This window comes from Amycolatopsis pretoriensis, from assembly GCF_900107925.1.
Classification (GTDB): Bacteria; Actinomycetota; Actinomycetes; order Mycobacteriales; family Pseudonocardiaceae; genus Amycolatopsis; species Amycolatopsis pretoriensis.
Map to the genome: position 1 here is coordinate 1,229,048 of NZ_FNUJ01000001.1, position 14,871 is coordinate 1,243,918.

20 protein-coding genes are annotated in these 14,871 nt (G+C 70.8%); 11 read left to right on the plus strand and 9 right to left on the minus strand.

Going from position 1 to position 14,871, the window contains the following annotated elements; genetic code table 11:
• Positions 1–2: 2 nt before the first annotated feature.
• Positions 3–1,013: an aldo/keto reductase gene (locus tag BLV96_RS05715; protein ID WP_086685097.1), complete on the minus strand. Its 1,011-nt coding sequence runs from the start codon at positions 1,011–1,013 to the stop codon at positions 3–5.
• A 91-nt stretch (positions 1,014–1,104) separates the two neighbouring features.
• Here BLV96_RS05715 and BLV96_RS05720 point away from each other — a divergent pair, with 91 nt between their 5' ends.
• A complete protein-coding gene (locus tag BLV96_RS05720) occupies positions 1,105–1,677 on the plus strand; it encodes a TetR/AcrR family transcriptional regulator (protein WP_086685100.1) in 573 nt (190 codons plus the stop codon).
• On the opposite strand, the gene BLV96_RS05725 is transcribed toward BLV96_RS05720, so the two are convergent.
• Entirely contained in the window at positions 1,661–2,875 is a 1,215-nt protein-coding gene (locus tag BLV96_RS05725) for an FAD-dependent monooxygenase (RefSeq protein ID WP_086685103.1), read from the minus strand. The two genes, BLV96_RS05720 and BLV96_RS05725, sit on opposite strands and share 17 nt — an antisense overlap.
• Before the next feature lie 79 nt (positions 2,876–2,954).
• Between BLV96_RS05725 and BLV96_RS05730 the strand changes: the two genes are divergently transcribed.
• The gene (locus BLV96_RS05730) at positions 2,955–3,488 is read left to right on the plus strand and encodes a TetR/AcrR family transcriptional regulator (protein ID WP_086685106.1); all 534 of its coding nucleotides are present in this window, start codon (positions 2,955–2,957) and stop codon (positions 3,486–3,488) included.
• Here BLV96_RS05730 and BLV96_RS05735 read toward each other — a convergent pair.
• Genes BLV96_RS05735 through BLV96_RS50255 form a run of 3 tightly spaced genes read right to left on the minus strand, consistent with a single transcriptional unit; the run spans position 3,485 to position 6,008 of the window.
• Complete coding sequence (locus BLV96_RS05735; protein WP_086685109.1) at positions 3,485–5,107, minus strand: acyl-CoA dehydrogenase family protein; 1,623 nt, start codon at positions 5,105–5,107, stop codon at positions 3,485–3,487. The genes BLV96_RS05730 and BLV96_RS05735 overlap by 4 nt on opposite strands.
• Entirely contained in the window at positions 5,091–5,696 is a 606-nt protein-coding gene (locus BLV96_RS05740) for a TetR/AcrR family transcriptional regulator (RefSeq protein ID WP_086685113.1), read from the minus strand. Before BLV96_RS05740 ends, BLV96_RS05735 begins: the two co-directional genes overlap by 17 nt.
• Positions 5,697–5,729: 33 nt before the next feature.
• On the minus strand, positions 5,730–6,008 hold the full coding sequence (locus BLV96_RS50255; RefSeq protein ID WP_086685116.1) for a hypothetical protein: 279 nt from the start codon (positions 6,006–6,008) through the stop codon (positions 5,730–5,732).
• Positions 6,009–6,033: 25 nt separating this feature from the next.
• On the opposite strand from BLV96_RS50255, the gene BLV96_RS05750 reads away from it, so the two are divergent.
• Positions 6,034–6,192, plus strand: a complete 159-nt coding sequence (locus tag BLV96_RS05750) for a hypothetical protein (RefSeq protein WP_244180056.1) — start codon at positions 6,034–6,036, stop codon at positions 6,190–6,192.
• Here BLV96_RS05750 and BLV96_RS05755 read toward each other — a convergent pair.
• Positions 6,179–6,640: a P-loop NTPase family protein gene (locus BLV96_RS05755; protein ID WP_086685122.1), complete on the minus strand. Its 462-nt coding sequence runs from the start codon at positions 6,638–6,640 to the stop codon at positions 6,179–6,181. The genes BLV96_RS05750 and BLV96_RS05755 overlap by 14 nt on opposite strands.
• Before the next feature lie 35 nt (positions 6,641–6,675).
• Positions 6,676–7,233, minus strand: a complete 558-nt coding sequence (locus BLV96_RS05760; protein ID WP_086685125.1) for a helix-turn-helix domain-containing protein — start codon at positions 7,231–7,233, stop codon at positions 6,676–6,678.
• 43 nt (positions 7,234–7,276) lie between these two features.
• Here BLV96_RS05760 and BLV96_RS05765 point away from each other — a divergent pair, with 43 nt between their 5' ends.
• From BLV96_RS05765 to BLV96_RS05785, 5 genes are all read left to right on the plus strand, one after another.
• On the plus strand, positions 7,277–7,792 hold the full coding sequence (locus BLV96_RS05765) for a GNAT family N-acetyltransferase (RefSeq protein WP_086685128.1): 516 nt from the start codon (positions 7,277–7,279) through the stop codon (positions 7,790–7,792).
• A gap of 30 nt (positions 7,793–7,822) precedes the next feature.
• The gene (locus BLV96_RS05770; RefSeq protein ID WP_086685131.1) at positions 7,823–8,269 is read left to right on the plus strand and encodes an SRPBCC domain-containing protein; all 447 of its coding nucleotides are present in this window, start codon (positions 7,823–7,825) and stop codon (positions 8,267–8,269) included.
• The gene (locus BLV96_RS05775; RefSeq protein ID WP_086685134.1) at positions 8,266–8,601 is read left to right on the plus strand and encodes an ArsR/SmtB family transcription factor; all 336 of its coding nucleotides are present in this window, start codon (positions 8,266–8,268) and stop codon (positions 8,599–8,601) included. The genes BLV96_RS05770 and BLV96_RS05775 overlap by 4 nt, the downstream gene beginning before the upstream one ends.
• 3 nt (positions 8,602–8,604) lie before the next feature.
• A complete protein-coding gene (locus BLV96_RS05780) occupies positions 8,605–9,045 on the plus strand; it encodes an SRPBCC family protein (protein ID WP_086685137.1) in 441 nt (146 codons plus the stop codon).
• 398 nt (positions 9,046–9,443) lie between these two features.
• Positions 9,444–10,424, plus strand: a complete 981-nt coding sequence (locus BLV96_RS05785; RefSeq protein ID WP_091388817.1) for a tyrosine-type recombinase/integrase — start codon at positions 9,444–9,446, stop codon at positions 10,422–10,424.
• Between the two features lie 22 nt (positions 10,425–10,446).
• Here the strand turns inward: BLV96_RS05785 and BLV96_RS05790 are convergent, their stop codons facing one another.
• Complete coding sequence (locus BLV96_RS05790) at positions 10,447–10,818, minus strand: hypothetical protein (RefSeq protein ID WP_086670657.1); 372 nt, start codon at positions 10,816–10,818, stop codon at positions 10,447–10,449.
• A 66-nt stretch (positions 10,819–10,884) separates the two neighbouring features.
• Between BLV96_RS05790 and BLV96_RS05795 the strand changes: the two genes are divergently transcribed.
• Positions 10,885–11,676: a glycerophosphodiester phosphodiesterase family protein gene (locus tag BLV96_RS05795; RefSeq protein WP_086670659.1), complete on the plus strand. Its 792-nt coding sequence runs from the start codon at positions 10,885–10,887 to the stop codon at positions 11,674–11,676.
• Position 11,677: 1 nt separating this feature from the next.
• On the opposite strand, the gene BLV96_RS05800 is transcribed toward BLV96_RS05795, so the two are convergent.
• The gene (locus tag BLV96_RS05800) at positions 11,678–12,346 is read right to left on the minus strand and encodes a transglycosylase family protein (RefSeq protein ID WP_086670661.1); all 669 of its coding nucleotides are present in this window, start codon (positions 12,344–12,346) and stop codon (positions 11,678–11,680) included.
• A gap of 245 nt (positions 12,347–12,591) precedes the next feature.
• Between BLV96_RS05800 and BLV96_RS05805 the strand changes: the two genes are divergently transcribed.
• Positions 12,592–13,992, plus strand: a complete 1,401-nt coding sequence (locus BLV96_RS05805) for an MFS transporter (protein WP_086670663.1) — start codon at positions 12,592–12,594, stop codon at positions 13,990–13,992.
• Between the two features lie 78 nt (positions 13,993–14,070).
• Positions 14,071–14,817, plus strand: coding sequence for a thymidine kinase (locus tag BLV96_RS05810; RefSeq protein WP_167379535.1), 747 nt, complete (start codon positions 14,071–14,073; stop codon positions 14,815–14,817).
• Positions 14,818–14,871 lie beyond the last annotated feature (54 nt).

A 14,871-nucleotide genomic window follows, 5' to 3' on the forward strand; every position in this document is an offset into this window, starting at 1 on the left:
GTTCACGCGGCCGCGCGGTCGCCGAGCGGCCGGCGGCGCAGGTCCGGGCGCCGCAGTGCCGGGGGCTGGAAGGTCTGGTCGAGGACGCCGATGTCGGTGCCGGGCGGGACGATCTCGTCGATCCGGTCGAGCAAGTCGTCGGAGAGGGTGACGTCCACGCCGGCCAGCAGGTCGTCGAGGTGGGCCATCGTGCGGGCACCCAGGAGCGCGCTCGTCACGCCGGGGTGGGCGATGGTGAACGCCATCGCGAGGTGGGTCGGGGGCAGGCCGGCTTCCGCGGCGAGGGCGGCGAACTTCCCGGCGGCGGCGAGCCGGTTCTCGTCCTCGAGGTGGCGCACCAGGCCGGCGCGGCGCAGCTGGTCGTGCGGGCGGCCGGTGAGCAGTCCCTGGCCGAGCGGGCCCCAGACGAGGGTGCCCATCCCGTAGTGCTGGGTGGCGGGCAGGAGCTCGCGTTCGATGCCGCGGTTGAGCAGGGAGTAGACCGGCTGCTCGGTGTGGAAGGCGGTCAGGCCGTGCCGGGCCGCGGCCCACTGGGCTTCGACGATGCCGGCGGCGGGGGTCCCGGACGCGCCGATCGCGCGGACCTTCCCGCTGTGCAGGAGGTCGGTCAGCGCGGCGAGCGTTTCGTCGACGGGGGTGGCGGGGTCGGGGCGGTGCAGCTGGTAGAGGTCGATGTGGTCGGTGCGCAGGCGGCGCAGGGAGTGCTCCACGGCGGTGACGATCCAGCGCCGGGACGCGCCCTGGTGGTTGGGGTCCTGCCCGGTCGGGCGGCCGAACTTGGTGGCGAGCACGACGTCGTCGCGGCGGCCTTCCAGTGCCTTGCCGACGATTTCCTCGGAGTCGCCGTAGGCGTCGGCGGTGTCGACGAAGTTGATGCCGGCGTCGAGGGCTTTGTGCAGGACGCGGGCGGAGTCGGTGGGGTCGGCGTTGCCGATGGAGGTGGCGAACATCAGGGTGCCCAGGGCGTAGGGGCTGACCTGGATGCCGGTCCGGCCCAGGGTGCGGTACTGCATGGGGACTCCTCGGGAGTACGCTCGTAGCTAAGCGGAAAGCTTTTCCGCAACTATACGGAAACCCTTTCCGCTTAGCTACCCGGAGGAGACAGTGACCGAGAGCAGCACGCCGCGCCGGCGGCGGGCCGACGCGCAACGCAACGTCGATGCGCTGCTCGAGGCGGCGAAACGCGTGTTCGCCACCTCGGGCGTGGACGCGCCGGCGAAGGAGATCACCGACCTGGCCGGGCTCGGTGTCGGCACGCTCTACCGGCACTTCCCGCAGCGCGCGGACCTGGTCGCGGCCGTGCTGCAGCGCGAGATCGACGTGCTGGCCGACGCGGGGCCGGTGCTCGGCGCCGCGCACGCGCCCGGGGCGGCGCTGCGGGAGTGGCTGCGGCGCTACACCGAGCTGGTCGGCGCCAAGCGCGGGCTGGCCACGGCACTGCACTCGGGCGACCCGGCCTTCGACGCCCTGCCGGGCTACTTCATGGAACGGATGGAGCCGGTGCTGGCCGCCCTGCTCGCCGCGGCGGCCGCGGCGGGGGAGGTGCGCGCCGACGTCAGCGCGAAAGACCTCCTGCACGCCGTGGCCCTGCTCTGCCAGCCGGTGCGCGGCGAGGACCTGGCCTACAACCAGCGGATGATCGAGATCCTCGCCGACGGGCTCAGCCCACGGGCGTGACCGCGTAGTCCTTGACCCGCATCGAGTCGTGCATCCGGACGCCGCCGGTGTTGAGCTTCGCCAGCGCCGTCGTCACGCGGGCCGGCAGCGCGGAGATCAGCTGGCCGCCGCGGGCCAGGGCCCACACCCCCGCGCGGGTGGCGGGGATCAGGCTCTTCGCGGCGCCGACGGCGAACGCGCGGCTCTTGTCGACCAGCTCGCCCATTTCCCGTTCGTAGGCGGGAAAGGCACGGGTGTGGTCGCCGCCGGCCGCGGCCAGCTCGCCGGCCAGGACGTAGGCGCCGAGGACCGCGAGGCTGGTGCTGCCGCCGACCGCCGGGCCCGGGCAGTAGCCGGCGTCGCCGACGAGCGTGACGCGCCCGCGTGACCACGTCCGCAGCTGCAGCTGGGTGATGGAGTCGAAGTAGAACGGGCCCGGGCCGTCGAGTTCGGCCAGCCAGCCGTCGACCTGCGGGTGCATCCCGGCGTAGGCCTGACTCAGGAGTTCCTTCTGCCGCGGGACGTCCCGGTGGTGGTAGTCGAGCTGTTCGTCGCGGCGGAACAGGAACACCGCGCGAGCTTCGTCGAGGTGGCGGGCGCTGTAGAACCCGGCGGTGCGTCCGGCACCGAGGTGGATGACGGTCTCGCCGTCGCCGAGGCCGAGCGTGTCGGGCAGGGACAGCACGGCCAGGTAGGCGCCGATGAACTTCGTCAGCCCGGCCTCTTCGCCGAAGGTCAGCCGCCGGACGTGGGAGTGCAGCCCGTCGGCGCCGACGACGAGGTCGAACTTCCGCGGCGCGGCGTGTTCGAAGGTGACCTCGCCGTCGGGGGAGATGGCGGTGATCGAGTCGCCGAAGAGGTACTCGACGTCGTCGCGGCCGGCGTCGTAGTAGATCTCGCTGAGGTCGTCGCGCATGACCTCGACGTGCCGGTCGGAGGTGGCGCGGTAGATCTTCGCCAGGTCCACCCGGGCCGGCCGGCGGGTGCCTTCCCGGTGCAGCGTCATGCGGGTGGTGCCGGTCTTGAGGGCTTCGACGCGCCCCAGTACGCCCATCTTTTCGGTGATCTCCACGGCCGGCCGGAACAGGTCGACGGCGTGGCCGCCGGTCTTGCGCAGCACCGGGGCGCGCTCGACGACGGTGACGTCGAAGCCGTGGCGGGTGAGCCAGTACGCCAGCACCGGACCCGCGATGCTGGCCCCCGAGACGAGAATCCCCACGAGAAACCTCCCTGACTTAACGGTAGGTAAGGTGTACCACAGCTCCTTACCTATCGTTAAGTCAGTTATGCTGTGACCCGTGCCGAAAACCTCCGACACCAAACAGCGCATCCTCGACGCCGCCCGCGACCTCTTCGCGACCCAAGGCGTCCAGCGCACCAGCCTCCAGGACATCGCCGACCGGCTGGGCATCACCAAACCCGCGCTCTACTACCACTTCCCGTCCCGCGACGACCTCGTCCGCAGCATCATCCAGCCACTGCTCGACGACGGCGAGAAGTTCCTCCTCGACGTCGAGGCCCGCGGCGACCTTCCGGTGCGGGAGCTGATCGAGGGGTTCTTCGACTTCAACTACCGCCACCGCGCGCCGGTCATCATGCTGCTGGCCGAGATGCCGACGCTGGCCGACCTCGGCCTGATCGACCGCGTGCTGGGCTGGCGCAAACGGCTCACCGACCTCATCTGCGGCCCGGAGCCCACGCTCGAGCAGGCCGCCCGCGCGGTCCTCGCGCTGGGCGGCTTGCAGGACGTCTGCATGCAGTTCCCCGACGCCCCGGTCGAGGACCTGCGGGCCGCCGCGGTCGCCGGAGCCCTGGACGCGCTCGGCCGCTAACGCACCGCGGCGCGCTCGATGATCGCGGCCGTGTCCACCCCGGCCGGCAGCGTGCCGAACGCGAGGCCCCAGTCGCCGCCGAACCGCGTCGCGCAGAACGCGTCCGCGACCGCCGGGTGGCCGTGGCGCACCAGCAGCGACCCCTGCAGCACCAGCGCCATCGCCTCGACCACCCGCCGCGCCCGGTACTCGATGCCGTCGAGGTCGGTCAGCTCCTTGCGGACGCGGTCCACGGCGTCGTCCAGCCGCGCGTCCCCGCCGGCCGCCTGCTCGACCTCGGCGAAGAACGCCGCGACCGACTCCGGCTGCTTGCCCATGGCCCGCAACGCGTCCAGCGCCGCGACGTTGCCCGATCCCTCCCAGATCGACGACAGCGGCGCCTCGCGGTAGAGCCGCGGCATCCCCGACTCCTCGACGTACCCGTTGCCACCGAAGCACTCCAGCGCTTCGGCCGCGTGCATCGGCGCCCGCTTGCACACCCAGTACTTCGACACCGCCAGGCCGAGCCGCCGGAACGCCTGCTCCTGCGCGTCGCCGCGCCGGTCGCCCGCCGCGGCCAGCCGCATCGCCACCGTCGTCGCCGCTTCGGACTCGACCACGAGATCCGCGAGCACGTTCGCCATCAGCGGCTGGTCGACCAGCGCCTTGCCGAACGCGTACCGGTGCGTCGCGTGGTGGACCGCGCGGACCGCGCCCAGCCGCATCCCGGACGCGCTGCCGAGCGTGCAGTCCAGCCGGGTGTTGTTGACCATCTCGATGATCGTGCGGACCCCGCGGCCCTCCTCGCCGACCAGCCAGCCCACCGCGTGGTCGTACTCGATCTCCGACGACGCGTTCGACCGGTTGCCCAGCTTGTCCTTCAGCCGCTGCAGCCGGATCGGGTTGCGCGAGCCGTCGGGCAGGACGCGGGGGAGCAGGAAGCACGAGAGCCCGCCGGGCGCCTGGGCCAGCGTCAGGAACATGTCCGACATCGGCGCCGAGGTGAACCACTTGTGCCCGACGAGGGAATGGCTGCCGTCCGCGTTCGGCGTCGCGGTGGTCGTGTTGGCCCGGACGTCGGACCCGCCCTGCTTCTCCGTCATCGACATGCCTGCGATCAGGCCACGCTTGGTGCTCGGCTCGCGCAGCCCGAAGTCGTACACGGTCGCCGCCAGCAGCGGCTCGTACCGCGCGGCCAGCTCCGCGTTGGCCCGCAGCGCCGGGACCGCCGCGTAAGTCATCGAAATCGGGCAGCTGTGCCCCGCCTCGACCTGCCCCCACACGTAGAACTTCGCCGCGCGCGCCGCGTGCACGCCCTCGCGCGGGTCCTGCCACGCCGTCCCGTGCAGCCCGTGCGACACCGCGACGGTCATCAGGTCGTGCCAGTGCGGGTGGAACTCCACCTCGTCGATCCGGTTGCCGTACCGGTCGTGGGTGCGCAGCACCGGCTCGTTCTCGTTGACCAGCCGGCCCCACTCCTGGGCCCGCTCGCTCCCGGCCAGCCGGCCCAGCTCGTGCAGCTCCTCCGCCGCCCAGCCGGCCCCGGCGCGCTCCAGCCCGGCCACCAGCGCCGGGTCGTCGGCGACGTCGTGGCCGGCCAGCGGCGGGACCTGGTTGGTGACCTCATGCGTGGCGGGCATCGGAACCTCCTAGAGCGCGGACGACGAACGTGCGGAGCTCGGCGACGTCACCGGCGTTGCCGCTGGTCAACGGGCCGATGAGAACTTCGGCGGCCGCGCCGACCAGCGCGGCGGCGGTGAGCCGGCCGTCCTGCGGCGGCAGCGAGCCGTCCCGGACACCGGCCGCGACGTGCTCGGCGACGACCTCGGTGAACGCGCGCCGGAACTCCAGCCGCTCGGCGTCGATCAGCGCGTCGACCGGCTCGGCGAGCAGGGCGTAGGCCTGCCTCGGGGCCTTAAGCGCGCGCTGGGCGAAGGTCTCGAACACCGCCAGCACCCGCTCGGCGGGCTCGCCGGGCTGCGCGGACACCGCCCGGACCGCGTCGACTTCCCGCGTCACGACCTGCCGGAACACGTGCACGACCAGGTCGGCTTTGGTGGGGAAGTGCCGGTAGACGCTCCCGACGGCGACGCCGGCGCGCTCGGCCACCGCGGCGACGGAGCAGCCGCCGTAGCCGTGTTCGGCCAGCTGTTCGGTCGCGGCGGCGACGATCGTCGCGCGCTGGGCGTCGAGGCGTTCCTGCACCTTCGGGGTGCGGCGGTAGGGCACGTCAAGAAGTGAAGCACTGATTCATTGCTTCAGTCAACGCTCCAGCAGCCGCTTCGCGCCCCGGACCTCGGCCTCGACGTCGGCCGGCAGCTTCCGCCGCAGCAGCGGTTCGAGCAGCGGCCGCAGGGGAGCGGCGAACCCGAACGCGATCCGCCGCGCCACCCGGATCCCACAGCGGCGGTCCTGGAAGCGGCCGTGCACGACAACCTCGCGCGCCTGACCGCCCGCACCGCCGAAACCGCCGACGCCCGCTTGCCGGAGGACCCCCGCGAGGCCCTCCGCGTCCCGGCGGGGGACGGAGTGGATCACCACCCTGCGCGACTCCGGACGAGCGGCGGTGCCCGACCCCGAGGCGACCGCCGCGGTCCTGGTCGCGTCGTTGACGTACTACCCGATCCTCGACGTGCTCATCGGCCACACCCCGGGAGACCTGAAGCCGGAACGGTTCCTGGAGGCGTGGCTCGACTCGTCCGTCGCCGCGCTCAAGCTGCGCTGAGAAACTCGCGCACCGCCCGCGGCGACCGCAGCTCGACAACCTCCACACCGGACTCCGTCAACGCCCGCCGCACCCTCGGCAGGTGCCGCCACCGGTAGGTCAGCACCCACCACCAGAAGTCCCACCGCTCCCGGCCCCGCCGCCATGCCCGCCACGCACACCGCACCGGCGACAGGTTCAGCAACACCACGGTGTCCGCCGCCGCCAAGCGCACCTCGAGCGCGTCGTACGGCCCGAGGTCACCGTCCAGGATCCACTTCGGACCCACGACCAGCTCCCGCTGCCGCGCCACCCACTCCGGCCGCGACAGCCCCGCCAAGCCCGGCTCCCAGAACACCGCGTCCAGCTCCACCACCGGCAACCCCGTCCGCACCCCCAGCCGCCGCGCGAACACCGACTTCCCCGAACCGCCGCAGCCCAGCACCAGCACCCGCTCCACGCCGGCCATTCTCGCTACTGCAGCGTCGCCCTGAACACTCCGGATCACCGCTTCACCAGCGCCACCAGGTACCGGCAGGGGAGCGGCCCCGGGTTCGCGAACACGCAGTCCGCCGCCGGCCCCAGCTGCAGGCAGTCCCCGGCGGCCAGCTCGTGCACCACCGCGTCCTCGTGGAACCGCAGGTGCCCCGCCAGCACCCAGATCTGCTGGTGCAGGAACGCATACGTCCCCGCCGCCAACGGCACCTCCGCACCCGGCGGCAGCTCGACCTCCACCAGCTCCAGCGGACGCCCGCCCGCGGGGGAGACCGCCCGCCGCCGGTACCCCGAATCCGGGTCCACCCACACCGGCTGCTCCGCCGCCCGCACCAGCCGCCGCTCGTCGCCCTCCGCCCGCGCGATCAGCTCCGACAACGTCAGGCCCAGCGCGGCCGACAGCTTCGCCAGCAACGCGGCCGTCGGCTGCACGTCACCCCGCTCGATCTTGCCGATCATCGCGCGCGAAACACCGGACTGCTCCGCGAGCACCGCCACCGACAGACCTCGGGACGTCCGAGCCGCGTGAACAGTGGCAGCCAAGCGCAGAGTCAGGGGATCGGTCATAAACCTGGATACTATACGACCCAATCTGGCTACCATCTGAGCCATGATTCGAGACGCCCTCCCCACCGACGCCGCCGCGTGCGCCGCCGTCTACGCGCCCTACGTCACCGACACCGTCATCTCCTTCGAAACCGAACCACCCTCCGCCGCCGAGATGGCCCGCCGCATCGCCCACGCGCACGCCTGGATCGTCCTCGAAGACGACGGCCACGTCGCCGGCTTCGCCTACGCCCACCCCTTCGCCGAACGCGCCGCCTACCAGTGGTCCTGCGAAACCAGCATCTACCTCGAACGCGGCCGCCACCGCACCGGCGGCGGCCGCGCCCTCTACGAAACCCTGTTCGAACGCCTGCGACACAAGGGATTCTGCCGCGCCTTCGCCGGCATGACCCTCCCGAACGACGCCAGCGCCGGCCTGCACCGCGCACTCGGCTTCGAGCCCGCCGGCGTCTACCGCCGCGTCGGCTGGAAACACGGCGCGTGGCGCGACGTCGCCTGGGTGCAGAAAGACCTACAAGCAACCGATGGTTGCGCATCGCCGCCGCTCCGGCTACCGTAACAAGCAACCAAACGTTGCACGAGGAGCACCATGGACCACGGAACACTCGAACGCGAAATCCACATCGACGCCACCCCCGACACCGTCTTCAACGTCGTCAGCAACCCCGAACACGTCCGCGACTGGTGGCCCGACGAAGCCGACTACCCCGTCGAACCCGGGGGAGCGGGCCACATCAGCTTCGGCGACGCCCGAGTCGGCTTCACCGTCGTCGACGCCATCCCACCCAAACTCTTCTCCTTCCGCTGGACCCACGCCGAGGGGGAGACCGCCACCGAAGGCAACTCCTTCCTCGTCGTCTTCGAACTCGAACCCACCGCCACCGGCACCCGCCTGCGCATGACCGAAACCGGCTTCCGCGAACGCGGCTGGGACGAAGCCAAGATCGCCGCCGAATACGCCGACCACGTCAGCGGCTGGGACCACTTCCTGCCCCGCATCCCCGCCACCGCCGCCAAGGCGGGAGCCACCCGGTGACCACCGCCGTCGACGACGACCTCTGGTCCGCCATCGGCGACCCCACCCGCCGCCGCATGCTCGACCTGCTCCTCAGCGAAGGCGGGGGAACGGCCACCAGCCTCAGCGAACACCTCCCGGTCACCCGCCAAGCCGTCGCCAAGCACCTCGCCGTCCTCGACCGCGCCGGCCTCGTCCACGCCCGGCCCGAAGGACGCGAAAAACAGTTCCACGTCGACGAAACCCAGCTCGCCCGCGCCGCCGCCCAGCTCGCCGACGTCGGCAAGACCTGGGACGCCCGCCTCCAGCGCATCAAGCGCATCGCCGAAACCATCGAACGGAAGAAGAACTAGAAAATGGACATCCTGCACCGCATCGGCATCGAAAAGTCCTCACCCGAGAAGGTCTACGAAGCACTCACCACCCTCGACGGCCTCTCCGCCTGGTGGACCGAGAAAACCGTGGGGGACACCGAACTCGGCGGCGTCATCGCGTTCCGTTTCATCCCCGGCGGGTTCGACATGAAGGTCACCGAGCTCGACCCGGGTCGGCTCGTCCGCTGGGAGGTCGTCGACGGCCCGCCCGAATGGATCGGCACGACGATCCGCTGGGACATCGACCAGCGCGCGGATCACACGATCGTCTTGTTCAAGCACGAAGACTGGCGCGAGGCCGGCGAGTTCATGCACCACTGCAGCACGAAGTGGGCCAGCTACCTGATGAGCCTCAAGCAGCTGCTGGAGACCGGGGAGGGCGCCCCGGCACCGCGGGACGTGATGATCAGCGACTGGCACTGAGGCTACTTGACATAATGTACATTATCGGCACTTAGGGACACGCTGCGGCGACGAGCCGGGAGGGGTGCCGAAGGCGGGAATCCCGGCAGACGCGTTCGGTTCGCCAGGACGGCTTCTCCTCAGGTTTCCGGCCGGACCGCTCGGGGTCGGCGACGCTGACGCGGCGGACTCAGTCGATCTCCCTGGACGGCTCGGCCCCCTGAGGCAGCCGACAGCCTCTCGAACATATGTGCGCATCCCCGCCGTGCGTGCCGAGGGGCGGTTCAGGGGTCGAAATCGTCTTCGAGGGCCCCTGAGATCCCCCGGGAAGCCGTTCCGGGCTAAACCGACATTTCATGCATAATTGCCATTATGCATGAAACCGGGAGAGTGACCCGGCGCCCGAAACTGTCGATGGTGTGCGGTACAAGATCCACATGAAGGTTTCCGAGGCCCAGCAAGCCTTCTTCGCGGCCCGCCGGCCCCGCAAGGACTCTCCGCACACCACCGACGCCTACCGCCGGGACCTCGCCGGGATCACCACTCTCCTGGTTTCCGAGCACGGCCGCCCGGCCGAGGACCTCGACGTCGCCGACCTGACCGGGCCGGCGCTGCGGGCGGTGTTCGGCGTCTTCGCCGACGGGCACGCGAAGAGCTCGGTGCTGCGCGCGTGGTCGACGTGGAACCAGTTCCTGACGTTCTGCGTGGCGGACGGGCTCCTGGAGGGCAATCCGATGGGTGCGGTGGCGCGGCCGCGGACGCCGGCGTTGACGCCGAAACCGTTGCGGGGTGAGGAAACCCCGGAGCAGCTGCTGTCGGCGGCGGCCGCCGGTTCGCGGCGCGCGCGGGATCCGTGGCCGGAGCGGGACGTGCTGGTGATCGCGCTGGGGCTGGTGGCGGGGTTGCGGGCGGCGGAGATGCGGGCGTTGACGGGGCGGTCGCTGGTGGGGCGTGCGGGTGAGCTGCGGTTGCACGTGAAGGGGAAGGGCAGCCGGGATCGGTCGATCCCGGTGCAGCCGGTGCTGGCGGAGCTGATCGAGCGGTACCGGGAGTCGTGCCGGGTGCGGTTCCCGAGTGCGCGGTCCTCCCCTGGTTCGCCGTTGCTGCTGGATCGGTCGGGTGAGCCGATCGGGCGGGGTGCGCTGGAGTACCTGGTGAAGTCGTGTTATCGGGGTGCGGGGTTGCACGATCGGGTGCCGGTGGGGGCGAATCTGCACGCGTTGCGGCACACGTTCGCGACGAGGTTGGCGGAGGATGGCGCGTCGGCTTCGGAGATCATGGCGTTGCTGGGGCACGCGAGCTTGGCGACGAGCCAGAACTACATCGAGGCGACGGGTCGTGAGCAGCGTGCGGCGGCGGCGAGCAACCGGACGTACCGGGCCCTGGATGGGTTGGGGTGAGGTCGCGACACACCGGCCGGGGTCAGCGGAGTTGTTCGAGGTCCTTGGCGGCTCGGGCGATCTCGGCGGCCAGTCCCCTGAGTTCGCGGGGGTCGGCGCCGTCGTCGGCGGCGGTGACGATGTCTTCGGCCGCGCACCTGAGCTGGAAGAGGCGGTCCTGCAGGGCCGCGATCTCGGTGTCGGAGAGGACGACGGCGTCTTCGGGCAGGCCGCTTCGCTGGAGTGCGGTGCGGCGTTCGTAGGCGCGTTGGCGGCAGGACTGGCCGCAGTAGCGGCGGCGGCGGCCGACGTTGCCGGCTTCGGGCAGGCGGCGGCCGCACCAGCCGCAGTGCTTCGGGGCGCCGCGGCGGGCGGGGACGGGTTCGAGCTGGGTCAGTTCGGCGGCTTCCCTCACCCGGGAGACCCTAGCTGGCCACCGGTTGCTCATGCCGGGGTCATGGCGGAAGGGCACACTTGGGGGATGCAGGCGTCGTTTCCGTACCTGGCCGATCCGATCCCCCGTGCGTTCGCCCACCGGGGGTGGCACCTCGGCGAGCTCGAGGGGCTGGAGAACTCGCTGCCGGCGTTCCGGCGGGCGTGTGAAGAGGGGTACCGGTACCTGGAGACGGATGTGCACGCGACGGCGGACGGGGTGGTCGTGGTGCACCACGACGCGAACCTGGATCGGACGACGGACGGGTCGGGGCCGATCGCGGCGCAGACGTGGGCGCAGCTGAAGGGTGTGAAGGTCGGGGGGAAGGCTCCGCTGTCGCGGTTGGAGGACGTGCTGGAGGAGCTGCCGAACGCGCGGTTCAACGTCGATGTGAAGGTCGATCGGGCGGTGGAGCCGTTCGTGGCGGTGCTGGAGCGGACGGGGGCGCACGACCGGGTGGCGGCGGCGGCGTTTTCGGACGCGCGGCTGGTGCGGTTGCGGAAGCTGGCGGGGCCGAAGCTGGTGACGGCGATGGGGCCGCGGTCGGCGTTCGCGTTGTGGGCGCGGGGGAAGCTGCCGCTGCTCCCCCTGGGCCGGTTGGTGCTGGGGGCGATGGCGCAGGTGCCGGTGCGGCAGGGTGCGCTGCGGGTGGTGGACAAGGCGTTCGTGTCGATCGCGGGGCGGTCGGGTATCGAGGTGCACACGTGGACCATCGACGATCCGGCGGAGATGCGGATGTTGCTGGACCTGGGGGTGCACGGGATCGTGACGGACCGGCCGGATCTGTTGCGCGAGGTGTTGGTCGAGCGGGGTGCGTGGCAGCGGTCGCAGGAGCCGTGAGTCAGCGGGGTGCTTTGCCGTTCCAGGCGGCGTCCCAGGTTTTGGGGCCGAGCAGGCCGCTGTCCTTGATGCCGTTGGCGCGTTGGAGGTCGAGGACGGCGGTGCGGGTCTTTTCGTAGTAGCAGCCGGTGCCGGTGAAGCCGTAGCCGAAGGCGTTCATGCGGAGCTGGAAGGCCTTGAGCGGGGTGGCGCAGTCGCCGTATTGGTAGACGACGCCGGGCCAGGCGGGCTTGGGTCCGCCGGGTCCGGGGACGGGGGCGGGCAGTCCTCCCCCGCCGATGTAGGCGGCTTCGGCGTAGGTGGGGACGCGTTTGCTGCGGGCGTCGGCGTCGCCGGCGAGTTTGAGCATGCCGGCGCACTGCCAGGGTTGCCAGCCGCGCATGCGGTAGAGGTAGAGGGCGCGGTAGTCCTGTTCGGCGGGGGCGGCCTGGTCGGGGCGGCCGGTGCCGCCGACGCTGCGCCAGGTGGGCAGGTCGAACTGGTAGGCGCCGTAGTAGCCGTTGCCGGTGTTGGTGGCGTAGCGGCCGCTGGATTCGCACATGCGCAGCTTGGCCCAGGCGCTCGACGCGGGGTCCGCGGAGGCGACGGCGGGGACGGTGAGCTGCAGACCCAAAGCGGCGATGGCGAGGAGCAGGACTCTCGCGGTGGTGCGTCTCCGGTTCTGGATCATGCGTGCACAGTAGGAGTGTGTCCCACTGACCACAAGGGACACACTGCGCGCCTCAGTCTCACATGAAACACCGTTCACATCGGTTCGCGACACGCGGGGTGGGGTGGACCGTGATTGCCCCGGAAGTGGCGGATGAGCGCGAAGCGACAAAGCGGACACGGTTTGGTCGGGCGCGGTCCTTCGCGTTGCGAAGTACCAGTAGTCTCCGCGCTGACCTGGACGTTCTTGAGCATGAGGAGCCGTGGATGACGCTGGCCGGGACGCGCTCGACGAAGCGCGAGCGCTGGGGCTGGTATTTCTACGACTGGGCGAATTCGCCGTTCTATTCGTCGTCGACGACGGTGTTCGGCGCGCTGTCGATGAGCGGGATCGCGGCGGCGGACGCGAAGACGAACTTCACCCTTAATGGGGACCGCGCGTGCCTCGACGCGGCGGGCAGGGCGGACACGCTGCACAACTGCGACGTGACGTTGTTCGGGCTGCACTTCCCGGCCGGGTCGGTGTGGGGTTACCTGCTGTCGGTGGCGACGGTGGTGCAGGTGCTGGTGCTGCCGATCGCGGGTGCGGTGGCGGACCGGAGCCACAACAAGCGGCGGATCCTGGGTGGGTTCGCGTTCCTGGGGGCGGCGGCCGCGGCGGCGATGTTCTTCCTCGCGGGGTCGGACTGGCAGCTGGGTGTGGTGCTGTTCGTGCTCGCGAACATCGGGTACGGCGGTTCGCTGGTGGTCTACTACTCGTTCCTGGTGGACATCGGGGGGCCGGACGAGCGGGACGACATCTCGGCGAAGGGCTGGGCGTTCGGGTACCTGGGTGGCGGGCTGGCGCTGGCGTTGCAGCTGGGGTTCTACCTCGGGCACGACGCGTTCGGCGTGAGCGAGGGCATGGCGGTGCAGATCTGCTTCCTGACCTCGGGGCTGTGGTGGGCGGCGTTCACGATCCCGGCGGTGCGGGCGCTCCCCCGCCGGCACACGCCGGTCGACGTCGTGGCGGGGTCGTCGGTGCTGCGGGCGGGGTTCGCGGAGCTGTGGCAGACGGTGAGGGCGGCGAAGGCGTTTCCGTTGACGCTGGCGTTCCTGGGCAGCTACCTGGTCTTCACCGACGGGATCAACACGGTGGTGACGGTGTCGGCGCAGTACGGCAAGGACGAGCTGGGTTTCGGCAACAGTGTGCTGATCGTGACGATCCTGGTGATCCAGTTCGTGGCGTACCTGGGTGGGACGCTGCACGGGCTGGTGGCGCGGCGGATCGGGGCGAAGCGGACGATCCTGGGCAGCCTGGTGCTGTGGGTGGTGGTGCTGGCGGGGGCGTACTTCGTGCAGCCGAAGCAGATGCTGCAGTTCCTGGCGGTGGCGGTGGGGATCGGGCTGGTGCTGGGTGGGACGAACGCGTTGTCGCGGTCGTTGTTCAGCCAGATGATCCCGGCGGGCAAGGACGCGCAGTACTACTCGCTCTACGTCGTGGGTGAGCGCGGGACGTCGTGGCTGGGGCCGCTGGTGTTCGCCGGGGTCGGGCAGGCGACGGGGTCGTTCCGGCTGGCCATCGTGGCGTTGGTGATCTTCTTCGCGGTGGGTTTGGTGCTGGTCTGGCTGGTGCCGGTGCGGCGGGCGATCGTGGCGGCGGGCAACACCCCGCCGGAGGTGCTGTGAGTCTGTGACGTGGTCTGTTCGGCTGTCACGCGGGGGCGTCCCTGGACGAGTGTCCAGACACCGATAGGGTCGACTGTCGTGACCTTGTTGAACGACCCGACCGATGCCCTCTCGTCGGTTCCCGCGGCCGGTTCGCGCCGCGGGACGCCGCCGGTGGGCAGGCTGAAGTTCTGCTACGGGCCGATGGACTGCGGGAAGTCGACCCTGGCGCTGCAGATCGACCACAACCACGCGCGGCAGGGCCGGCGTGGCCTGGTGCTGGTGCGCCACGACCGCTCGGGCGCGCCGCAGATCTCGAGCCGGATCGGGTTGAGCCGGCAGGCGGTGGAGGTCGGCGAGGACACCGACGTGCGGGACCTGGTGCGGCAGGAGTGGGCGCGCGGGCAGCACGTGGACTACGTGGTGGTGGACGAGGCGCAGTTCCTCTCCCCCGGGCAGGTCGACCAGCTGGCGGAGCTGGCCGACGAGGTGGAGATCGACGTGTACTGCTTCGGGATCGCGACGGACTTCCGGAGCCGGTTGTTCCCAGGTGCCGCTCGTCTGTTCGAACTGGCGGACGAGCTGCAGCCGGTTCAGGTGGAGGTGCTGTGCTGGTGCGGGCTGCCGGGACGGTTCAACGCGCGGGTGCTCGACGGCGAAGTCGTGCGCGAGGGTGACACCGTTGTGGTGGCAGATACCGAACAATCCGTAGTTGAATCTTCAGCTTTGGCGGGTTTTGAGGCCGAAAACGCTACTGTGCGTTATCAGGTATTGTGTCGCCGCCACTTTCGATCGGGTGACCTGGGGCCCGTTACTGGTCGTCACGGTCAGTTACGGTTGACCTGACGTGGGCGCCAGTAGCCCATCCGGGGGATATCAGCACTAAGAAGGCCGTATTGA